The organism is Cytophagia bacterium CHB2 (genome assembly GCA_030263535.1).
Lineage (GTDB): Bacteria > Zhuqueibacterota > Zhuqueibacteria > Zhuqueibacterales > Zhuqueibacteraceae > Coneutiohabitans.
In genome coordinates, this window is sequence record SZPB01000092.1 from 1 (window position 1) to 19,503 (window position 19,503).

Here is a 19,503-nt window from a genome sequence, read left to right on the forward strand (position 1 = left end):
AAACGTTCATCTTCCAATGACGATTGTTGCTCTTTCAATTGGAGCTGTATCTTTCTTCATCAACAATCTTCCATCTTTAGCTGCCAATGATAACTGGCCGATAATTTTCTATTTTTTTCTTTCATGCTCTGTTGTGAGCATAATACTTTCAGTTTACTTAATTTTCAAAACTTACACCGGCTACGGCTATGAGTACGTATCTTCAACTGCGGATATTGACAATTATGTAAATGAACTTCAGAAGTTCAATAGCGAAGCTGGCAAGAAAACACGAGTCGACATTCAAGAAAAATTCTTGAGTCTGCTCCTTAAGCAATACTGTAAATGCGCTACAACAAACTCAGAAAACAATGACAAAAAGGCTGCATATTTTCGCAAAAGTTCAATTTCAATTATGACGGCGGTGGTTCTAATTGGAATAACAGCATTTCCATTTTTTGCAACACATTACAATTCATCTCCAAAGGTTCAGAGAATTGAAATTGTCAACTTCAAGGAGATTACAATGGCAAAAGACAAAAAAGACAAAGATGACTCGACAAAGACCACGGTGAGTGTGAGGCCGGCTTCACCTTCACAAAAGCATGAACCTGTGCTACCTGCTGAACCAAAAACAAAGAAGGTGCAGGAGTCTGCTAAACCTAAGGAGATCAGATTCTTAAGCGAGGAGAAGAAATAGTAACGAATAGCTAGACAAAGGGCATTTCGAATCGAGATGCCCTTTGCCATTTTATCGAATACGCCGCAGGCGTTCCACACCAGCGCCGAGGGGCGCGCGCAGCGCACCCTCGGAAAACGGCCGCGCCTGCAAGAATCCTGAAGGGATTCAACAAAATGGTGCGGCTTTTTGTTGAACGCCTTCAGCGTTCTTTAAAATTCGAGATTTTGTTACCCAGGGTGTGTCCAGTGCCTGGACAAACCCTGGGCTGAGGTCTGTAACACCTTCGGCGTTGAGTTTTTGAATCTGTGAAAGCTATGCAACGGGCCGAAAATACAAAGGGCATCCTCATTCGGGATGCCCTTTGCCATTTTATCGAATACGCCGAAGGCGTTTCACACCAAAGCCGAGGGTCGCGTGCAGCGCACCTTCGGGAAACGGCCGCGACCGCAAGAATCCTGAAGGGATTCAACAAAATGATGCGGCTTTTTGTTGAACGCCTTCAGCGTTCTTTGAATTGGAGGTTTTGTTACCCAGGGTGTGTCCAGTGCCTGGACACACCCTGGGCTGAGGAGTGTAACGCCTTCGGCGTTGAGTTTTTTGAGTCAAGTAAATCGCATCAAACACAAAGGGCATCCCAATCCGAGATGCCCTTTGCCAATTTAACAAATACGCCGCAGGCGTTCCACAGCAAAACCGAGGGTCGCGTGCAGCGCACCCTCGGAAAACGGCCACGAGCGCAAGAATCCTGAAGGGATTCAACTAAAGCTGGAATGAGTATCATTCATCACCGCCCTTGATTCTTAACCCGAAGAAATGTATTTTGATTCCGTCAAAACGAAGGAAAACATATGAGTCAAACGACCATCACCTTGCAGTTGCCTGACAGTCTCGCCAACGAGGCCTCGGCTACTGGATTATTCGAGCCTTCTGCGATCGAGAAACTTATACGAGAGGAACTGCGCCGGCGCCGGGTCGATCGTTTATTTGACGCGGTAAACAAACTATCGAACCTCGACGCGCCCATTCTTACCGAAGCCGAAGTAGAAGCCGAAATTCAAGCCACACGAATGGCCAGAAATCCTTCTCATGCGAGTCGTCGCTGACACGAACATCGTGGTTTCCGGGCTTTTCTGGCGCGGCGCACCACGGCAATTGCTTGATGCTGCCAGGGCTCAGTTGATCGATCTCTACACCAGCCCTGCTTTGCTTGCCGAGCTGAGTGATGTTCTTTTCCGCGAAAAATTCGCAGAACGGCTTGCAGCGGCTGAGGTAGATTCAAATGACCTTGTCATGGGGTATGCCGCCTTGGCGAAAATAATCAAACCCGCCGATTTCATTTCAATAATCATAGACGATCCTGACGATAATTCAGTTTTGGAATGTGCAGTTGCAGCGCATGCCGACGCAATCGTTTCAGGGGACAATCATCTCTTGAATTTGAGCAACTTTCGCAACATGCCGATTCTCACCGCAAATCAGTTGCTCAAGCAAATTTCAAAGTGATTTGCACCCCAAAAACAAAGGGCATCCCCATTCGGGATGCCCTTTGCCATTTTACCGAATACGCCGCAGGCATTCCACACCAAAGCCGAGGGGTCGCGCGCAGCGCACCCTCGGGAAACGGCCGTGCCCGCAAGAATCCTGAAGGGATTCAACAAAATGGCGCGGCTTTTTGTTGAACGCCTTCAGCGTCCTCTGAAATTCGAGATTTTGTCACCCGGTAACGCCTTCGGCGTTGAGTTTTTTGAGTCACGTAAACCGACCTAAACACAAAGGGCATCCCAGCCTGAGATGCCCTTTGTTACTAAGATGCAAAAAATGTTACGCACTTTTGATCTTGATCAGCACTGCGCCCTTGTCGACCGGAGACTGCGCTTCCGCCAGTACTTCTGCAATCACGCCGTCGCTGGGCGCTTTCAACTCATTTTCCATTTTCATGGCTTCGATGACAATTAACGCCTGGCCTGCTCTTACCGTCTCGCCCGGCGCTGTTAAAATTCTGGTGATCAATCCCGGCATGGGCGCTTTGATAATGACATCGGAGTTTGCCGGCTGGGCTTGAGTCTTCAAACGTCGCAACGCCAAACTCTGCGCATCTTCAACAACCGCGTTGAAGATATGCGGCCCCACGCGAATTTCATCTGCGCCGTCAGCGCTGTTGATCTGCACGGAATAAGAACGATCGTTGACCAGCAGTGAATACAGCTCGCCGTGAATGTGCTTAAAATCAAAACGCACGGGCGTGCCGTTCACGTCAGCCGTATGTTCAGCTAGGTTAATGTTCTTGATTGAGAAAGAATGTTCGCCGATGGTGACGGAAAGAGTCATAACGCCGGAAAATAAAACCACGTTCAGCGCGCCTGATGAAGACTCGCGTGAAACGTGGTTTCAGTTTTATGAAAACGGTTCAGGTTCAATTCCACTCGTCGCGGTCGCCCCAGTCAAACGAATCTTCCTCCTCATCATCGTCGAGGTTTTCGTCGTCCCAGTCCTCTTCATCGTCCCAGTCATCTTCCTCCTCTTCTTCTTCCTCCTCTTCTTCATCTAAATCATCTTCTTCCTCATCGCCGTCTTCCCAATCTTCATCATCTTCCCATTCTTCTTCATCGTCCCATTCTTCAAAATCTTCTTCCAACTCTTCTTCACCGTCTTCGTCTATTTCATCAAGATCGGCGTCATCTTCTTCACCCTCTTCACCCTCTTCCGCCTCATCTTCGCCGAGTTCTTCGTCACCAAGCTCTTCATCATCCAACTCGTCGTCCTCCTCCTCGTCCCACTCGTCATCGTCGTCCTTGGGGCCGAGCTTGATTGGCTGCAACGCAAGCTCGCCCGTCGGCTTCAGGTCAGTGTTCTCGAGGCGGAAGAGCGAATGACTTGCCGCAATGCTCATCAGCTCCGCCAACGAACCGGTAAAAACGTGGTCGGAGCTTAGGTCTTGCGTATTCAATTTCAGTTGCATGCTCATCTCCTTCATAGTTTCAGATTCGCTGTGTCCGCCTTAGGATAAACTACTGGCACGACGCTTCAGGCGCGCATTCACATGAGGCATTTTCTGCCGCTTGCACGTCGCCAGCCATGATCATTCCGTTTGTGTGAGTTAACTTATTATAAATCAACTCAATATTTGCCAACATGCCGGGCAATGAAAAAGCTGCCCTCACATGTTGTCTGGCCGCCCATGCCAGTTTGTTTCGCAGAGCAGGATTCTCCGCCAACGCCAGGCCGGCTTGGGTTAAGGCTTCAATTTCTTTGGGAGGAACCAATACCCCGGTTTCTCCATGCTTGACAATATCCAACACGCCGTCACAGTTCGACGAGATCACTGCTTTTCCCATGGCCATGGCCTCGATCAACACCAGGCCAAAGGCTTCTGCATGAGAGGGAAACACAAAAATATCCATTGCCGAGAGCAGGCGTGCAACATCTTTGCGAAAACCGAGGCATTGAGTTGCGCTGCGCAGATCAAGCGCGTCAATTTTTTGCAAAATGTGCCGGGCCTCTGCTTCTTCACCGCGACTGGCTTCACCGATCAGCAGAAAACGCGCGTGCGGCACGGCCTGCCGAATCCGGCGCGCCATCTCCAAAAACTCCAAATAGCCCTTGCTGATCTGCAGGCGCCCGACGATGCCAAACACCAGTTCATCCGGCCAGCCCAACTCGGCCCGCACCGCCTCTCGATTATGGCGTTCGGGCGAAAATTCTTCAAGATCAACGCCATGATGCACGACGCCAACTTTCTCAGCCGTGACCGGATGTGTGGCCAGGAGATTGGCGCGAATAACCTCGGAAATGGCAATGAGGTAATCGACGCGGCGATAAATCAAGCGATGTAAAAGATCACGTTTCGGCTTTTGCGTGCCGATGTGTTTGGTCAGCACCAGGGCGATGTGGGGTAAGTCACGCCGGGCGAGCGCCGGGACGATCGTCCACAAATCGCGAGAATAGTGCGCGTGAACAATCTCGACTCGTTCCGTGCGCAGCAATTGTAAAAGCTTGAGGATCGCTCGCGGATGGAAGTATCCTCCCAGGCTGAGATGGTGCGGCGCAAAGCCGCGTTTCTTAAAATCGTTGTCAAGTGGAGAGCCGGGCGTACACAACGGCAATATGCGATGACCACGGTTCGCCAGGTGCTGAGACAAATAACTCACGTGCATCTCCATACCTCCCCATGATTGCGAGGTACAGATTTGCAGAATCGTTGCCATGATGGAACCGCGTTAAGTAGGCAATTGAAAAATTTCGCTGCTCATCATCAGATGGTCGGCGCATCTGTTATCGAAAAAAATCGCATTCGTTTTTGTTTACAACCAGCCGGCAAGCGCGAGCCGATCTTTTTGAACACTAGCTAAGTGCTTAATCTCAAGCTGCCTATCTTTTTTGCAGGGCGCAAGATAAACCATCGACTTTCAAAAAGCAAGCACTATTTGTAAAGGCCTTGCGCCTCAATATATTGCTGCACCGCGTCTGGAACCAGGTATCGTATTGATATGTTATTTTTAATCTTATGCCGTATGTCGGTCGACGAAATTCCGATCACACAGCCACTCAGTAAATGATATGATTTCACCAACGGCGAACCTGCAAAACCGGCCATATCCTCGGCCCGCGGATAAACAACAAGCTTGGCAAGCTGCATGATCATTTCCGGCGCGCGCCATTTGTGAAAATCCCGCAAACTGTCGGCGCCAATGATCAAATGAAATATAGCCTCATGATATTCGGGCAGGGTTTTGAGGGTGTGGAGTGTATCAACGGTGTAAGACGGGCCCGGGCGTTGCAACTCCATGGTGGAAATGGTGAAGCGCGGATTGCCCGCCAGCGCTAGTTGCAACATCGCAAGGCGATGCGAAACGTCGGTGAGTTGTTCGGAATTCTTATGCGGCGGATTCGGCGCGAGCACGAACAGCACGGTCTCGAGCTGCAATTCCGTGCAGGCAGTCTCGGCAATGATTAAATGGCCGAGATGAACCGGATCGAATGTTCCGCCGAAAATGCCGAGCCGCATGCGCGCCCCTAATTTTGGGCCTGGCCATTGGTTGCCATTTTTCCCTCCAAAAATTTTTGCAAATTCTGCGCGCGCTGTTCGTATTTTGGCGCGCCGGCAGCGGCGTTGGCTGCTTGCGCGCGCTCACGTTCCTGGCGATACTTTTCAAACAACAAACTCAACGTGCCTTTGGCTTCGTCGTAACGATCGAGCTTCACCAGGATTTCGGCTTTGTGGAACAGCGCCGGCTCATAGTATTTCGTGTCATAAAACCGGTTGATGACTTCGTCGAAATAAACCAGCGCAGCTTCATAATAAGCCATGCGGCGATAGAGATCGGCGACGCCGTATTCCTTTTTGGCGAGTTTATTGCGTGTGGCATTGAGTTTCTCGACCACCTCGTCTTTCAAATCACTGCGGGGGAAATCATCCAGGAAGCGTTGAAATTCTTCGATGGCGCGCCAGGTGTACTTTTGATCGAGATCGGCTTTGGGCGATAGCCGGAAATAACACATACCGAGTTTGTATTGCGCATCGTCGAGGTATTCGCTTTGCGGGTACAAGCGCAGCAGTTTTTCGTATTCGGCGGCCGCTGTGATAAGCTCGTCCATCTCGTAATGGCATTCGCCAAGGTAATATTGCGCCTGATCGACGATGGTGCTGCCGGGCGCGTTCAGTGTGACAATGCGAAATTGCGTGCGCGCATCAAAATAGTTCTTTTTTTGAAAAAGTTGCATGGCGTAAGCGAGGCGCTCTTCCGTCGTCAGGTTGGCGCGCAACTTGTTACCGCCGCATGCCGCGAGACCGGCCAGGAGAAAAAAGCCGGTGTACAAACAGGCCGCAAGAATACGTTTGGGAAGGTGAACGTTGGTCAGCATCAACATTATACAAGATCCTATGCTATTGGCTTCTCAAGGTGTAAAAAGTATAAATAGCAGCGCCGGTGGCGGCGGCTAAAATGAACGGCTCAACCCAGCGGCGCCGGGCATTATCGCGTTGCAGCCAGCGCCCGGTTGTGAACGGCATGGCCAAATTTTCCAGCGACGCGATTTCGTTGACATCAATAGTATCTTTGCGCGATTCTGCAAGAATCCCCTGCCAATAAATCTTGCCCGATTCTTGCTGATGAATATCAAAGTCGACCGACACGCTTACCGCGCGCTCGGCGCGGGCGCGCTTCAGCCCGCCCAGCAAGCCCCCCGGCAATTTGCTGTAAGTCAAATCACAGTGCAGCAGTTTGTAACGAACTGCCACCCCCGTTAAGACGTTGGTTTCCTCAAAAACGCTGAGGCCTTTTTTGCTTTGCAGGACGTCAACCACAGCATGGTGTAAAAGCCGCTCCGGACTATTTTCACCGGCGCTCGAATGCGCAACGATCGCCACGGAATCCGTTTCCGCATGAAGGGCGGCAACAGCCTGCGCTGCACATTTGCGAAAAATCTCCTGCAACAACCGCAGATTATTTGCCGGTGTTTGCGCATTAGCTTCAGCGAGAATCAATAAAAATGAAACCAATGCCAGGCTTTTGAAGTGGCTGCGCAGAATTGTCATTTCGAATTAAATACGAATTCCAACTGTGAGCGCGTGAATCCATCGTCGTTGGCCGGCGTTGTCCTTTTCCACGACAGCGCCGTAATTCAGCAACCAATTGGGCAATGCGCCGCGGGGATTGCCGAGCAACAGCTTCGCCGAATCAATCAATCCAAACCCCAGCGTATAGGCCAGCCGTTCGTCTTCACTTTTCCAAAACGCCCCGCCGCGCAGCGCCAGCACGGAAAACAGATTTTGCTCAATTCCGAAATGCGGTTCACGCACCATCTCGTTTTTGTTTTCATCTTCGACAAGATTGCGTATATCCGCCGCGATGATTGTGCCCGGGTACGGTCTGAAACTCATACCGATATTAACGCTGCCGTTGACGAATCGTTCCGGATGATTGCGATAGCCGCCATTGGGCGTGACCGGCATGGTTAAATAACTCACGCCCAACAAAACGTTCGGCCACGGCGCGATGGTAATGCCATACGAGGCGCGCAGTTGCCATTCGCGTTGTTTTCGTGCGAGGCTTTGATAATAAAGCCCGAGGCTTCCGCCCAAAGCCACGCGTTCCGCCAGGCGCATGCGCAACGCCAGCACGCTGTATTGATTGTCAAGATAATCGTTGACCTCGAACAAATCGGAGGCGGCGATTGCAATCTCATTCGTGGTTTGTTCCGCGAGAATTGCGCCCACTTCGAACGGGCCGGCGCGCAGCGTCAAGCCTTTGATCAATAGCCCAAGAGTCGCGAATGCTTGCGCGCTTGCCGACGTCGAGTGATTGTAAAAATCTTCCCGGCGAGCGAGCGCCAAACCGGGCGTCAACGGATTGAGAAAGAGCTGGAAGGAAAACGCGCGCGTTTTGCTTCCGCCGCCAAGATTGGCGGGATTATACAGGCTTGCCGCCAGATCATCGTCAACGGCAAGGAATGCGCCCCCCATTGCCAGGGGCCGCGCAATCAGCGTGTTGACGGCAATATAAGAGTTTTTCGGTTGCGCAAATCCATTTTCAAAAAAAATCAACAGCGCTAAAGCGGCAAAGCACAAGCATCGGTAAAAAAGACGGCGGATCTGCTGCTTAGAGCGCAACGGCGGTTGCAAAGGTTGTTGCAGATTCAGGATATCTTCGGAAACGCAGACGTAACGGAACACTTGCTTTCACTTTGCTGAATTGACGAACTTCAATTTGCTGTTCTTGCAATGGGCGCGGCTCGGGCGCGAGCAGGCGGCTGAACGTGTAGGGCGCGGCGCAGACCAGCACCAGCAGCGCGCCCAGGCCGGCAAGCCAACGCGCTTCGCTCCGGCGTTGCCACATGGCAAACAAAATCGTGTTAAGCGACACCACCCAGAAAGACACCAGGTAAACGCCGATGGACGGCGTGTATTGCATCAGCTTGAGATAATAGTTTTGTGTGTAACCCAACGCCAGCCAGGCATAATCGGGGTTGATCAGCGCTTTGACATACTCGATGGCCGCCCATAAAAACGGTACGGCCATGAGATAACCAAACGGCCAGCGCCGGCGCCACAGCAGCACGAGCACGGCGAACAAGGCAAACGAAAGCGCATGAATCATCATCTTGTAGAAATCGGAAAACAGCCCGATCCGCCCGGTCATAAAAATCCCCATGATACTCGATAACAACCCAAAGAAAACACCCCAGCGCATTGCGGCGCCGGCTTCTTTATCTGCCAATAAGAACAAAAACGGAATGAGCGCCCAATAAGCCAAGAAACCCAGGCGAAAAGGTGGGAATGCCAGCGTCAGTGGGGCGGCCGAGAGCAAACACAATACGATATTGCGTGACCTCAAAGCTCTACCTCTTTTCCCAGCCGGGCAGACTCATACATCGCTTCGATGATGCGCATGCGATCCAGGCTTTCTTCCCCGCTGGAGAGCATCGGCGTGTCGTCCCGCAAACATTTGATGAAGTGGCGCAGTTCGTTGCTGTACGAACGCTTGTAACGCGACATGGGTTTGTCATCGACGTGCGGCGTCAGGTTGACAAGATTGCCGTGCATTTCCTTCATGATGCGCAGCGGGTTCATCATGGCCCCACCCTGCGTGCCGAAAAAGCTGGCGTACAGCTCGTCTTCCGGCGTCAGAAACGTCCAACTCACTTCCAGCGTGAGCGTGCTGCCGTCTTCAAGATGCACGAACGCGGTCGCGACATCCTCGACTTCCAGCTTGGAAACATTGTTGTAGGTCGTGGCTTTTACCGCTTTTGCTTTTTTATTTCCAAACAGCCAGAGCGCAAGATCGAGCATCTGCACACCCAAATCCATCAAAACGCCGCCGCCGGAATATTGCTTTTGATACAGCCAGGAGGCTTCCGCCCATTTTTCCTGCCGGCGCAGCCAGCCGCACTTGGCGTAAAACACCTCGCCCAACTCGCCCGCGTCGATAAACGATTTCATATTGATGGCATCGCGGCGAAAGCGCACATTCATTGCCACCATCAGGCGCCGCTGATAGCGTTTGGCGGCTTGCACCATTTTCTCGCCTTCCTCCAGCGTACGCGCGATCGGCTTTTCCACCAGCACATGCTTGCCGGCGGACAAGGAAGCAATCGCCAGCGGCATGTGCATATGTGTCGGCGCGCAAATGTCGATGGCATCGACGTCATCGAGCTTCAGGACGTCATCATCTTTCGTAAAAAATTGCGGGATGTCGTAGCGTTCCGCCACGGCTTTGGCGCGCGCCAGATTGGTGTCACACACTGCCACGAGATCGACGCCCGGCAATTTTTTCCACAACGGAATGTGTGCGACTTGGGCAATGCCGCCGGCGCCGATAACCGCGAGTCTGATCGTTCTCATAGCCAGGATTCAAGAGTTAATTTTGACGCGATCCAAATAACTTTGTAAAATCAATACCGCCGCGAGCTGGTCGATCAACTCCTTACGCTGGCGGCGCGCGCCGCTTTCCGCCAGGGTGCGTGCCGCTTGCTTGCTCGACCAACGCTCGTCCCACGCCACCACCGGCACTTGCGTTTGCTGTTCCAATTCGTGGATGAACGTTCGCACGATTTTCGTCATGTCGCTGTCGTCGCCGTTCAAATGGCGCGGCAAGCCCACCACGACCAGGCCCACTTGCTCGTCCTGCATGAGCCGGCGCAAACGTTCAAACAAGTCACGTTTGGATTTGAACAGCAATGTCTCACGCCCGTGCGCCATCAAATGCAAGGCGTCGCTCACGGCCACGCCCACGCGGCGCTGGCCGTAATCCAATGCGAGAACCTTTTGGCCGGGCGGCGCCGGAGGAAGAGTCGTCATAAAAGAGAATGCTCAAATGATGTTAGCGGTGCACGCTTTTCGTGCGCACGCCGTCAATTGGATTTTTCGGATTCTTCGGCTTTGTCTTCGCTTTCATCCTCGTCCTCCCAATCCTCTTCCTCCTCTTCCCAATCTTCCCAATCTTCCTTGCCGTCTTCGTTGCGCGGCGGCAAATCGGTCAACGGCTGCTTCAAGACTTCTTTGAGCAGTTTGCCGGCTTTGAAATGCGTTTTGCGGCGGGCCGGGACGTAGATAATTTCGCCGGTTTTGGGATTGCGCGCTTTGGGTTTCGGTTTCGTGGTTTTAACTTCGAAAACGCCAAAATCGCGTATCTCGATGCGAATTTCCGGGTTGGCTTGTTCCATGAACTCGCGCAACGCCGTGAACACGCCGTCAACGACTTTTTCGGTTAGATAGATCTTTTCGTTGACGATTTTCGCCGTTCGCTTTGCCACGTCTTTTTTGGTGATGGTACTTTTCATAAAAACCGCTCCTCATTTTGCGTTGATACGACTCTCGCCGGCAGGTCAGTAAACTTCCTCCTGAGCGATCAATTCATCGGTACCGCCTACGCGTTCCACACTGAACACGCCGTTGACTTTGCTGATGCGGCTGGTGACGCGCGTGAGATGCTGCAAATTTTTGACTTCGATGATAATATTGCTATGGACGATCGCATCTTCCGCGCGCATTTCGATGCTGACGATGTTGGTGTCGGTTTGTGATATCGAGTCGCTCACATCGCGCAGAAAATGTTTGCGATCTTCACCGAGCAACTGCAAGCGCACCATGAAATGCTTGTTCGGCTCGACATCCCACTGCACTTCGACGCGGCGCTCGGGATTCTCCAACAAGCGCAGAATGTTTTTGCAGTCCGAACGATGCACCACCACGCCGCGGCCCTGGTTCAAAAAGCCGAGAATCCGGTCGCCGGGCACGGGCTGGCAGCATTTGCCGAAATTGATCAACAAATTATCCAACCCCTGCACCCGCACGCCCTTCGAGACGCCGCGCGCTTTATCAATAATCTTTTTGAAGATGCTCTTGGATTCTTCGCTTTCTGCTTCCTCCGGAAGAATCTTGGCCACGACGCTTTGCGCGGAAATATCGCCGCGCCCGACAGCCGCGTGCAAGTCCGTGGCATCGTGGCATCCCAAAAGCGGCGCCACTTCATCAAGATCAATATCGTTCTTGCTGACGTGCACGCGCTTGAACATGCGTTCCAGCATTTCCTCGCCAAGCTTCTGGCTTTGCTCCACCATCGACTCTTTCAGCCAGCGCTTGATTTTGGCGCGCGCCTTCGAGGTTTGCACGAACTTGATCCAATCCTTGTTGGGCCGTTGATTCGCGCTGGTGATGATCTCCACCGTGTCGCCGCTTTTCAGTTTATAATTCAGCGGAACGATGCGGCCGTTCACTTTCGCGCCAATGCAATGAATGCCGATATCCGTATGCACGGCAAACGCAAAATCCACCGGCGTGCTGCCCAGCGGCAATTTGTGAAGGCGGCCCTTGGGCGTAAAAACAAAAACCTCGTCTTGAAACAAATCGATCCGAAGATTTTCCATGAACTCTTTCGGATCATCGGTGTCATGCTGCCACTCCAGCATTTGGCGCAGCCAGGTGAGCTGCTTGTCCAGCTCATTGGCTTTTTGCTTGCCTTCTTTATAGCGCCAATGCGCCGCCACGCCCACCTCCGCGGTGCGGTGCATGTCTTCCGTACGAATTTGAATCTCGACCATTTTGCCGTCCGCGCCAAACACCGTGGTGTGCAGCGATTGATACAAATTGGATTTCGGCGTGGCAATATAATCTTTGAAGCGTTCCGCCACCGGGGTAAACTGATTGTGCACGATTCCCAGCACGAAATAGCAGTCTTCCGTGCGTTTAACCACGATACGCACCGCGAGCAAATCGAAGATTTCTTCGAAGGATTTGTCACGATTCAACATTTTGAGAAAAATGCTGTACAGGTGTTTCGGGCGTCCCGTAATTTTTGCCGTAATCCCGGAATCTCTGAGCGCGGCGCGGATGGGCGCCGTGAAGCGATTGATGTAGGCTTCACGCTCTTCGCGTTTTTCCGCAATTTTGTTGACGAGATTCCAATAGGCCTGCGGCGCGAGGGTTTTGAACGCCAGATCTTCAAGCTCCCAGCGCATTTTGGCGATGCCCAGACGGTGCGCCAGCGGCGCATAGATTTCGCGCGTCTCGAGCGCAATGCGGCGCTGTTTCTTCTCCGGCAAATACTCGATCGTGCGCATGTTGTGCAAACGATCGGCAAACTTGATCAAGATGACGCGAATGTCTTTCACCATCGACAGCAGCATTTTGCGAAAATTTTCCGCCTGCCGCACTTCGACGCTGTCGAATTTCAATTCCGAGATTTTGGTGACGCCGTCCACCAGCCCGGCAATCTCTTCGCCGAACTTGTCGCGCACTTCTTCAATGGAGACGCCGGTATCTTCCACTACATCGTGCAACAAACCGCCGACGATCGTCACATAATCCATATGCAGATTGCACAGAATCTTGGCGACTTCCACACAATGCACAAAATACGGCGCGCCGGATTTGCGCAGTTGATTGCGATGCGCTTCCCGGCTGAACTCAAAAGCCTGTCGCAACAGCTCGCGGTTGATCGGATGCTTGCTGTAGCGTTTCAGCTTGAGCAAAATGCGCGAGAAATCTTTTTCGAAATTGGGCGTTTCCATGGTGCCAGTTCGTGTTAATCAATCCAACCAATGCTTCGCTTCCTCCCTTCCCGCAAGATGTTCAAAACGGCGCTCCGCTAAAATTATTCTCCGTATGAAAGCGGTCGATATCGGCAAAGCGAACATTGTCTTTGTGAAACAACAGCTCCACCGTGCCGGTGGGGCCGTTGCGCTGCTTGCCGATGATGATTTCAGCCGTGTTGTCGTTCAGCTCCCGGGTGTACTGGCCCGGGCGATAAATGAACATGACAATATCCGCGTCCTGCTCGATGGCTCCGGATTCGCGCAAATCCGAAAGCTGCGGACGCTTGTCGCCGCCGCGCTGTTCCACCGCGCGTGAAAGCTGCGAGAGCGCAATCACCGGAACATCCAACTCTTTGGCCAGCGCTTTGAGCGATTGCGAGATCAACGAGATTTCGATTTGCCGGCTTTCCACGCTGCGCGGGCCGCGCACGAGCTGCAGATAATCCACAATGAACATGCCCACGCGTTTCTCCGCCGCCAGCCGCCGCGCTTTGGCGCGAATCTCCATCACCGTCAGCGCGGGCGTGTCGTCAATGTAAATCGGCGCTTCCGCCAGGCGGCCCACCGCGTGCGCCAGGCGGGAAAAATGCTCACGCGGCAGCTTGCCGGTGCGCACTTGATGCGAGTTGACTTTCGCCTCGCTGCACAGCAAGCGCAGGGCAAGCTGATAACTCGCCATCTCCAGCGAAAAAATGCCCACGCCGACTTTGTGATCGATCGCGGCATTGCGCGCGATATTCAAACAAAACGCCGTCTTGCCCATCGAGGGCCGGCCGGCGATGATGATCAAATCGGATTTTTGAAACCCGGAAGTCATTTCATCCAGATCTTTGAAACCGGTGGCCACGCCGGTCACGCTGCCCTTGCGCTGATGATAGGTTTCAATCGTTTCAAACGTGCGGTGCAACACGGGATTAATGGACTCAAAGCCGCGGCGCAGGCGGCGCTCGGATAGCGAAAAAATGCGCTGCTCGGCCTTGTCCAGCAAATCATCCACCGGCTCTTTGCCTTCAAACGCCTCCGAGGAAATCTCTGTGGCCACACCGATCAAGCGGCGCAGAATGGCCTTCTCCAGCACCAAACGCGCATGATACTCGACGTTGGCCGCAGAGGGCACGCTTGCGGTCAACTCCGCAAGATAATAATTGCCGCCGGCTTGATCGAGATGCTGCTGGCGCTGCAATTCCGCAGAAACGGTGAGCATGTCGATCGGATGATTGCGATCGAACAGCACTTGCATCGCCTCAAAAATATACTGGTGGCTGGTGGTGTAGAAACACCAATCTTCCAACAACTCCACGGCTTTGCTGACGGCATTGCTCTCTTGCAGCATCGCGCCTAAAACGGCTTTTTCCGCATTTAAATCTTGCGGCGGCAGGCGATCAATGATTTGATCGACGGTCAGGGGGCGGCCGTTTTCTTCGCGTTGCGTCTTGCGCTGTGAGGTTTGGTTATCCACGTTGAATCAAACTCTGAAAATATTTATGACAGAGTGAGGGGTCGGCAGAATAATTTAAAATCAAAAATTATTCGCCGAATAATTATCCTGTCCTACTTTTGCAGGATTGCATGAGGTTTTTCTTTTTGCAAAGCAACGACGCGCTGCAAAATTTCAAACGCCACTTCGACTTTTGTCAACGTCGGCAGCGCTTCAATCCCGCCGTGGCGATCAATCAACGTCACATGATTGGTTTCACTCTTGAAACCCGCTCCGGCTTCTTTGGCGTTATTCAATACAATCAAATCAAGCGCTTTTTGCTGCAATTTGCCCTGCGCGTTTTTTATTGCATTCTCGGTTTCCAGTGCAAAACCCACGTGCAGCGCTTGCGTTTTCTGCCGGCTGAGCAATTTGAGAATATCGTCATTCTCTTCCAGCTCGATCATTGCCGCAGCCTCGCCCTTTTTGATTTTTTCCGGGGCAAATTGGCGCGGGCGATAATCCGAAACTGCGGCCGTCATCACCAACACCTGTGCGCCCGGGTAATACTCCAGTACCGCATCGCGCATCTGCTGCGCGCTGATTATCGGAACGGTTTTGACCTGGTACGGCGGCGGCAATTCCGTGGGGCCGTGCACCAAAATCACTTCCGCGCCCAACGCGCGCGCCGCTTCTGCCACCGCGAATCCCATGCGTCCGCTCGCGGGATTGGTCAACATGCGCACCGGATCGAGATATTCCTCCGTGCGGCCGGCCGTGACCAGCACTTTCATGCCTTGCAACGGCTGGCTCGGTTGCAGCGCGGCCAGCACTTCAGCGAGGATCCATTCCAGGCGCGCCAAACGCCCCCACCCAGCGCCTTCCGCCGTGGTGGCTAAATCACCGAACTCCGGCGCAACGCAACGATAACCGGCATCGAGCAGCGTCTTCAAATTGCGCTGCACCAGCGCATCGTCCCACATCGCGGAGTTCATGGCGGGACACAGCACCACCGGCACGCGCGCTGCGCGAATGGTGGCGCTCACCGGTTCATCGGCAAAACCGTTCGCCAGCCGCGCCAGCGTGTTCGCCGTTGCCGGGCAAACCACGATGACATCACCCCAACGCGACCAGTTGATGTGCTCGATGACGGCGGCCCCGGCCTCGGGAAACAGGTTGGTGAGCACCGGGTTCTCGCTCAACGCCGCAAACGTCAACGGCCTCACAAACTCGGTTGCGCTGGGCGTCATCATCACCCGCACGGTTGCACCCTGGCGTTTGAACTCGCGCAGCAACTCGCAGCTTTTGTAGCAGGCGATGCCGCCGCTGACGCCGAGCACGATTTTTTTGCCGGTGAAACGCACGGCATGCCTAGTCTTTCTTCTCGGGGGGTTCGGCGTATTCGAAATTCAATTTGCCGCCCACCATTTCGTCGAGCGAAATCGAGGTCGGCTTCGGCAGCTTGATCAATTTCACCGGCGCTTTCACGCGTTCGTCACGCACTTCTTCGACATCGTCGTCCGTGTCGCTGGCATTGACATTGTCGAGAGCGCTGTCATAACCCAATTCCTGCTCGATATAGCGTTTTTGCTCGTCGTTGATCTGGCGCGCGCGTTTCGCAATCACCACAATCGCTTCATACAAATTATCGGCATGTCTCTCTAGCTCTTCCAAGGGGATGGTACTGACCATGAATGTTCTCCTGTTGAATCGATTCGTTCTATTCGTCTGGTGAAGTGTTTAACTTTTTACAGCGTTTTTCATTTGGATGAACAGAGTTTGTAGTCCCCGCCCCTTGTGGGCGGCTGTTGAAGACATGAAATTCGCGGTTGCAACAATGCCCCACAAGGGGGCAGGGCTACGAATCCTGTATACGCATTTAAAAAACGCTGTAAACCAAAATTCAAACAATCTTCAATTTAAAAACAAAAGATCAACCACAGATTGACACGGATTTTCACGGCTCTCCTAATTTCGTTTCATCCGTGCTCATCCGTGGCCAAAAGATTCAGTTGCGGCCACGCGGAGCCCCGTGTCCATCCGTGGCTTAAACATTGGCCGCGGCCACGGCGTTCGCTTTACGGTAGCTTGCGATAATTTCAAGCACGCGCTGCACGGTCTCATCCACATCGTAATTCGTCACCACATGATCATATTCCTTCGCCGCCTCCATCTCCTCATGCGCGGCCTGCAGGCGCGCGGCAATTTCTTCCGGCGAATCCGTATTGCGGCCATGCAGCCGTTCGCGCAGCAATTCAAGCGAGGGCGGCTGAATGAAAATCAATATTGCGCGCGGCCCCAACTGGCGCTTGACGTTGATGCCGCCCTGCACGTCGATGTCCATCAGCACGAATTTGCCCAATGCCAGCCATTTTTCGACGTTTTCACGCGGTGTGCCATACATGTTGCCATGCACCAGCGCATATTCGAGAAAGCGGCCGCGCGCAATGCCCTGCTGAAATTCCTCGGCACTCAGAAAAAAATATTCGCGGCCGTGTTGTTCGTTGCCGCGCGGCTTGCGCGTGGTCGCTGAAATCGAATAGCAGAAATCCGGACTATTCGTTTGCAGCAGACGCTGCAAAATCGTGGTTTTTCCGCCGCCGGAAGGCGCCGATAACACCACCAAATATCCGGAAGCAGAGGTTTGCCCGTCCGTAGTTGCACGTGCATGATCCATGGGCATGGCATTACTCGATGTTTTGAATTTGTTCGCGGAGCTTTTCTACTTCCTCTTTGATTTCAACCACGAGGTGCGCAATCTTGGCATCGTTGGCCTTGGCGCCAATGGTGTTGGCCTCACGATTCATCTCTTGCAGCAAAAAGTTGAGTTTGCGGCCGGCGGGCGCCTCCTCTGCCAGCGCCTCCAGAAACAGCGTATTGTGGCTGCGAAAGCGCGTGCATTCTTCGGTGACATCGACGCGATCGGCGAGCAAGGCCACCTCCAGTTCCAGGCGATTCGCGTCCAACTCTTTGGTTTGCACCATCTCTTTCACGCGCTGATAAAGCCGCTGAAATTCTTCGCCGCGCCGCGCAATCGACCGTTCTTCAATGATCACCAGTTTCTGTTGCAACGCTTCCACGCGGCTGCGCAAATCATTGGTGATTTCCAGGCCTTCGCGCTGGCGCATGTCATTGAGATTTCGCATGGCCTGCTGAATCGCGCTTTCCACGGTTTGCCAAACTTCCTCGGGCAATTCGTCGCTGCTGTCGGTGGTGAGAATTTCGGAAAAATGCAAGAGATGATCGATCGTGACTTCGCCGGAGAGGCCCAGATCGTCACGCAACTTCTCGAGCAACTGCTTGTGATAGGAGGCTGCTTCCATGTCCAAGCGCAGCCCCAGGCCGGTGTCGCGCTCGCTTTTGAGATTGACCACGAGATTGATGCGGCCGCGCGATACGAATTTCCGCACCATCTCTTTCACAGTTTCCTCGTAAACGCTCAACGCACGCGGCAGGCGCATGGAGACATCCAAAAAACGATGGTTGACGGCGCGCACCTCGACAAACGATTCGTAACCATTACGTTTGAATTCTCCCTGACCGTAGCCTGTCATGCTCGTAATCATGAACTTCCCGTTTCGATGTATGACGATAGTTCTAGTGAAGGCAAGATTGTTGTCCTTAATCCAGGTGCCAAAACCGGAACAATCAAGAGATGGTCTCGCCGGTGATTATTTGCCTGATTGAAGTTTTGTATGGCGCGAAACCCGGCGCGCATCATGCGCAAGTTACGCACGATTCAAGCTTGCAATAAGTTACAATTTACAAGCGATTTAGATTTTACGAAAGGCGCTGCTAAGATACAACACAATTTTTAGGAAATTTTTGGTGAGGTTGGGAAGGATGAAATTTATGGCATAACCTAGCAGGTGAACATAAGAATACTGGCACGGTCGCCACAGGATGCTTTGTCCGGCTCATTATTTTAGCTGTTTTTTGAGGGAAGACTCCAAAAATCACGCCAGTATTGGGGTTTGAGCAGGCGCAACGCATTGGCCAAGGTTCAGCTTTTCCAGGTGGGATGCTCGCCCTGCTGAAACAGCACCGTGCTTTCAAACTGGCCGTTGGCGTCAACGGTGATGGGGTTGTTGCCGGGACCGATCTTCGTGCGCGGCACCAGCCACGGAATGTCATCAAGGCGCTCGGAGCTGTCCGCCTGCAGCTCGTGCCAGGGTTTAAGCAATTCATGCGCTTGCACAAAAGCTATTTGAATTCAACAATCGTTCCTTCTCTATCAGATATAATTCGCTTCAATTCAAAATCATACAGTTCACACCATTCTTTTGTAAACTTTAGCGCAGTGGAAAATCCCCTATCATCTTTCGGTAATGCCGTACTAAAACTGAATCTTGTCGTGTCCAACGTTGATTCAACAATCTCTGCCTTGTGAACCACAACTTCCCACTCGTAATGCCCGCTTTTCCAACAAACATAGAGACCCGCCCGATAACGATCACCACTATCGATATCCAATTTAACAAAGTTATTTTCAGGTACGGTGTGATGTTTGCCGGCGATGATATAGCGATGGGCATTCCACTTTTTGGTGATCACGGTGATGCATTGTGATTTATCTGGAGGGTACAAATAAATCGTCTCGGTACACCCAAACAGAAATAGCATTAAGCATACAACAAAGCTGAGCTCACGCCTTTTTGTGAAAACGATAAATTTTGCACACATGGTTTCAAAACCTCCGATGATTTATGGTCAAAGACACATTCTAATCTACTTTTCGGAGCCTGACACCGATAGTATAGCCAAGTTTCTGAGCCTTTTGAGAAGGCACTCCTTCCTTCGTAATGCGACCTCTTTGCCATGACTCCAAAGCATCAAAGCCTAACCGAGCTTGTTCCCAACTCAAACCCTTTCTTCCAGCAACGATGCCGGCACC

The 19,503-nt window shown here is 52.5% G+C and carries 21 protein-coding genes and 1 pseudogene; 4 read left to right on the forward strand and 18 right to left on the reverse strand.

Translation table 11 applies throughout. The features are described from left to right. Positions 1-1,509: 1,509 nt before the first annotated feature. The 3 genes from FBQ85_11065 to FBQ85_11075 are packed head-to-tail and all read left to right on the forward strand — an operon-like array spanning position 1,510 to position 2,428. Positions 1,510-1,764 (forward strand): hypothetical protein, encoded by a 255-nt coding sequence (locus FBQ85_11065; GenBank protein ID MDL1875691.1) that lies wholly within the window; start codon positions 1,510-1,512, stop codon positions 1,762-1,764. Continuing rightward, a complete protein-coding gene (locus FBQ85_11070) occupies positions 1,748-2,164 on the forward strand; it encodes a putative toxin-antitoxin system toxin component, PIN family (GenBank protein MDL1875692.1) in 417 nt (138 codons plus the stop codon). Before FBQ85_11065 ends, FBQ85_11070 begins: the two co-directional genes overlap by 17 nt. A gap of 36 nt (positions 2,165-2,200) precedes the next feature. Further along, on the forward strand, positions 2,201-2,428 hold the full coding sequence (locus tag FBQ85_11075; GenBank protein ID MDL1875693.1) for a hypothetical protein: 228 nt from the start codon (positions 2,201-2,203) through the stop codon (positions 2,426-2,428). Between the two features lie 54 nt (positions 2,429-2,482). Here FBQ85_11075 and FBQ85_11080 read toward each other — a convergent pair whose 3' ends face one another. Beyond that, positions 2,483-2,989, reverse strand: a complete 507-nt coding sequence (locus FBQ85_11080) for a biotin/lipoyl-binding protein (protein MDL1875694.1) — start codon at positions 2,987-2,989, stop codon at positions 2,483-2,485. A gap of 125 nt (positions 2,990-3,114) precedes the next feature. On the opposite strand from FBQ85_11080, the pseudogene FBQ85_11085 reads away from it, so the two are divergent. Then, positions 3,115-3,450 (forward strand): annotated as a pseudogene (locus tag FBQ85_11085) (1,4-beta-cellobiosidase). Positions 3,451-3,669: 219 nt separating this feature from the next. Here FBQ85_11085 and FBQ85_11090 read toward each other — a convergent pair. From FBQ85_11090 to FBQ85_11170, 17 genes are all read right to left on the reverse strand, one after another. Further along, positions 3,670-4,866, reverse strand: a complete 1,197-nt coding sequence (locus FBQ85_11090; protein MDL1875695.1) for a glycosyltransferase family 4 protein — start codon at positions 4,864-4,866, stop codon at positions 3,670-3,672. Between the two features lie 215 nt (positions 4,867-5,081). Continuing rightward, positions 5,082-5,666, reverse strand: coding sequence for a nicotinate (nicotinamide) nucleotide adenylyltransferase (gene nadD / locus FBQ85_11095; GenBank protein ID MDL1875696.1), 585 nt, complete (start codon positions 5,664-5,666; stop codon positions 5,082-5,084). Positions 5,667-5,674: 8 nt separating this feature from the next. After that, positions 5,675-6,529, reverse strand: a complete 855-nt coding sequence (bamD, locus tag FBQ85_11100) for an outer membrane protein assembly factor BamD (protein MDL1875697.1) — start codon at positions 6,527-6,529, stop codon at positions 5,675-5,677. Between the two features lie 16 nt (positions 6,530-6,545). Continuing rightward, on the reverse strand, positions 6,546-7,196 hold the full coding sequence (locus FBQ85_11105) for a hypothetical protein (protein ID MDL1875698.1): 651 nt from the start codon (positions 7,194-7,196) through the stop codon (positions 6,546-6,548). Between the two features lie 6 nt (positions 7,197-7,202). Further along, positions 7,203-8,204 (reverse strand): hypothetical protein, encoded by a 1,002-nt coding sequence (locus FBQ85_11110; GenBank protein MDL1875699.1) that lies wholly within the window; start codon positions 8,202-8,204, stop codon positions 7,203-7,205. Between the two features lie 55 nt (positions 8,205-8,259). Then, entirely contained in the window at positions 8,260-8,994 is a 735-nt protein-coding gene (locus FBQ85_11115) for a hypothetical protein (GenBank protein ID MDL1875700.1), read from the reverse strand. Beyond that, complete coding sequence (locus tag FBQ85_11120; protein MDL1875701.1) at positions 8,991-10,001, reverse strand: Gfo/Idh/MocA family oxidoreductase; 1,011 nt, start codon at positions 9,999-10,001, stop codon at positions 8,991-8,993. Before FBQ85_11120 ends, FBQ85_11115 begins: the two co-directional genes overlap by 4 nt. A 9-nt stretch (positions 10,002-10,010) precedes the next feature. Next, positions 10,011-10,457, reverse strand: coding sequence for a Holliday junction resolvase RuvX (gene ruvX / locus FBQ85_11125; GenBank protein MDL1875702.1), 447 nt, complete (start codon positions 10,455-10,457; stop codon positions 10,011-10,013). A 53-nt stretch (positions 10,458-10,510) separates the two neighbouring features. Beyond that, a complete protein-coding gene (locus tag FBQ85_11130; GenBank protein MDL1875703.1) occupies positions 10,511-10,939 on the reverse strand; it encodes an integration host factor subunit beta in 429 nt (142 codons plus the stop codon). A gap of 45 nt (positions 10,940-10,984) precedes the next feature. Continuing rightward, positions 10,985-13,168, reverse strand: coding sequence for a bifunctional (p)ppGpp synthetase/guanosine-3',5'-bis(diphosphate) 3'-pyrophosphohydrolase (locus tag FBQ85_11135; protein ID MDL1875704.1), 2,184 nt, complete (start codon positions 13,166-13,168; stop codon positions 10,985-10,987). A 61-nt stretch (positions 13,169-13,229) separates the two neighbouring features. After that, entirely contained in the window at positions 13,230-14,597 is a 1,368-nt protein-coding gene (gene dnaB / locus FBQ85_11140) for a replicative DNA helicase (protein ID MDL1875705.1), read from the reverse strand. Positions 14,598-14,743: 146 nt separating this feature from the next. Beyond that, positions 14,744-16,018, reverse strand: coding sequence for a bifunctional phosphopantothenoylcysteine decarboxylase/phosphopantothenate--cysteine ligase CoaBC (gene coaBC, locus FBQ85_11145; GenBank protein ID MDL1875706.1), 1,275 nt, complete (start codon positions 16,016-16,018; stop codon positions 14,744-14,746). After that, a complete protein-coding gene (locus tag FBQ85_11150) occupies positions 15,981-16,301 on the reverse strand; it encodes a DNA-directed RNA polymerase subunit omega (protein ID MDL1875707.1) in 321 nt (106 codons plus the stop codon). The genes coaBC and FBQ85_11150 overlap by 38 nt, the downstream gene beginning before the upstream one ends. A gap of 355 nt (positions 16,302-16,656) precedes the next feature. Next, positions 16,657-17,292, reverse strand: coding sequence for a guanylate kinase (locus tag FBQ85_11155; protein MDL1875708.1), 636 nt, complete (start codon positions 17,290-17,292; stop codon positions 16,657-16,659). 4 nt (positions 17,293-17,296) lie between these two features. Then, positions 17,297-18,235 (reverse strand): YicC family protein, encoded by a 939-nt coding sequence (locus FBQ85_11160; GenBank protein MDL1875709.1) that lies wholly within the window; start codon positions 18,233-18,235, stop codon positions 17,297-17,299. A 377-nt stretch (positions 18,236-18,612) separates the two neighbouring features. Further along, positions 18,613-18,807, reverse strand: coding sequence for a hypothetical protein (locus FBQ85_11165; GenBank protein ID MDL1875710.1), 195 nt, complete (start codon positions 18,805-18,807; stop codon positions 18,613-18,615). 5 nt (positions 18,808-18,812) lie between these two features. Continuing rightward, positions 18,813-19,292, reverse strand: coding sequence for a hypothetical protein (locus FBQ85_11170; GenBank protein MDL1875711.1), 480 nt, complete (start codon positions 19,290-19,292; stop codon positions 18,813-18,815). Between the last annotated feature and the right edge of the window lie 211 nt (positions 19,293-19,503).

Excerpts from the sequence above, each read along its gene's own strand:
- FBQ85_11065 (MDL1875691.1), top strand. The coding sequence starts at position 1,510 with ATGAGTCAAACGACCATCACCTTGCAGTTGCCTGACAGTCTCGCCAAC.
- FBQ85_11070 (MDL1875692.1), top strand. The coding sequence starts at position 1,748 with ATGCGAGTCGTCGCTGACACGAACATCGTGGTTTCCGGGCTTTTCTGG.
- FBQ85_11075 (MDL1875693.1), top strand. The coding sequence starts at position 2,201 with ATGCCCTTTGCCATTTTACCGAATACGCCGCAGGCATTCCACACCAAA.
- FBQ85_11080 (MDL1875694.1), bottom strand. The coding sequence starts at position 2,989 with ATGACTCTTTCCGTCACCATCGGCGAACATTCTTTCTCAATCAAGAAC.
- FBQ85_11090 (MDL1875695.1), bottom strand. The coding sequence starts at position 4,866 with ATGGCAACGATTCTGCAAATCTGTACCTCGCAATCATGGGGAGGTATG.
- nadD (MDL1875696.1), bottom strand. The coding sequence starts at position 5,666 with ATGCGGCTCGGCATTTTCGGCGGAACATTCGATCCGGTTCATCTCGGC.
- bamD (MDL1875697.1), bottom strand. The coding sequence starts at position 6,529 with ATGTTGATGCTGACCAACGTTCACCTTCCCAAACGTATTCTTGCGGCC.
- FBQ85_11105 (MDL1875698.1), bottom strand. The coding sequence starts at position 7,196 with ATGACAATTCTGCGCAGCCACTTCAAAAGCCTGGCATTGGTTTCATTT.
- FBQ85_11120 (MDL1875701.1), bottom strand. The coding sequence starts at position 10,001 with ATGAGAACGATCAGACTCGCGGTTATCGGCGCCGGCGGCATTGCCCAA.
- ruvX (MDL1875702.1), bottom strand. The coding sequence starts at position 10,457 with ATGACGACTCTTCCTCCGGCGCCGCCCGGCCAAAAGGTTCTCGCATTG.
- FBQ85_11130 (MDL1875703.1), bottom strand. The coding sequence starts at position 10,939 with ATGAAAAGTACCATCACCAAAAAAGACGTGGCAAAGCGAACGGCGAAA.
- FBQ85_11135 (MDL1875704.1), bottom strand. The coding sequence starts at position 13,168 with ATGGAAACGCCCAATTTCGAAAAAGATTTCTCGCGCATTTTGCTCAAG.
- FBQ85_11150 (MDL1875707.1), bottom strand. The coding sequence starts at position 16,301 with ATGGTCAGTACCATCCCCTTGGAAGAGCTAGAGAGACATGCCGATAAT.
- FBQ85_11155 (MDL1875708.1), bottom strand. The coding sequence starts at position 17,292 with ATGCCCATGGATCATGCACGTGCAACTACGGACGGGCAAACCTCTGCT.
- FBQ85_11170 (MDL1875711.1), bottom strand. The coding sequence starts at position 19,292 with ATGTGTGCAAAATTTATCGTTTTCACAAAAAGGCGTGAGCTCAGCTTT.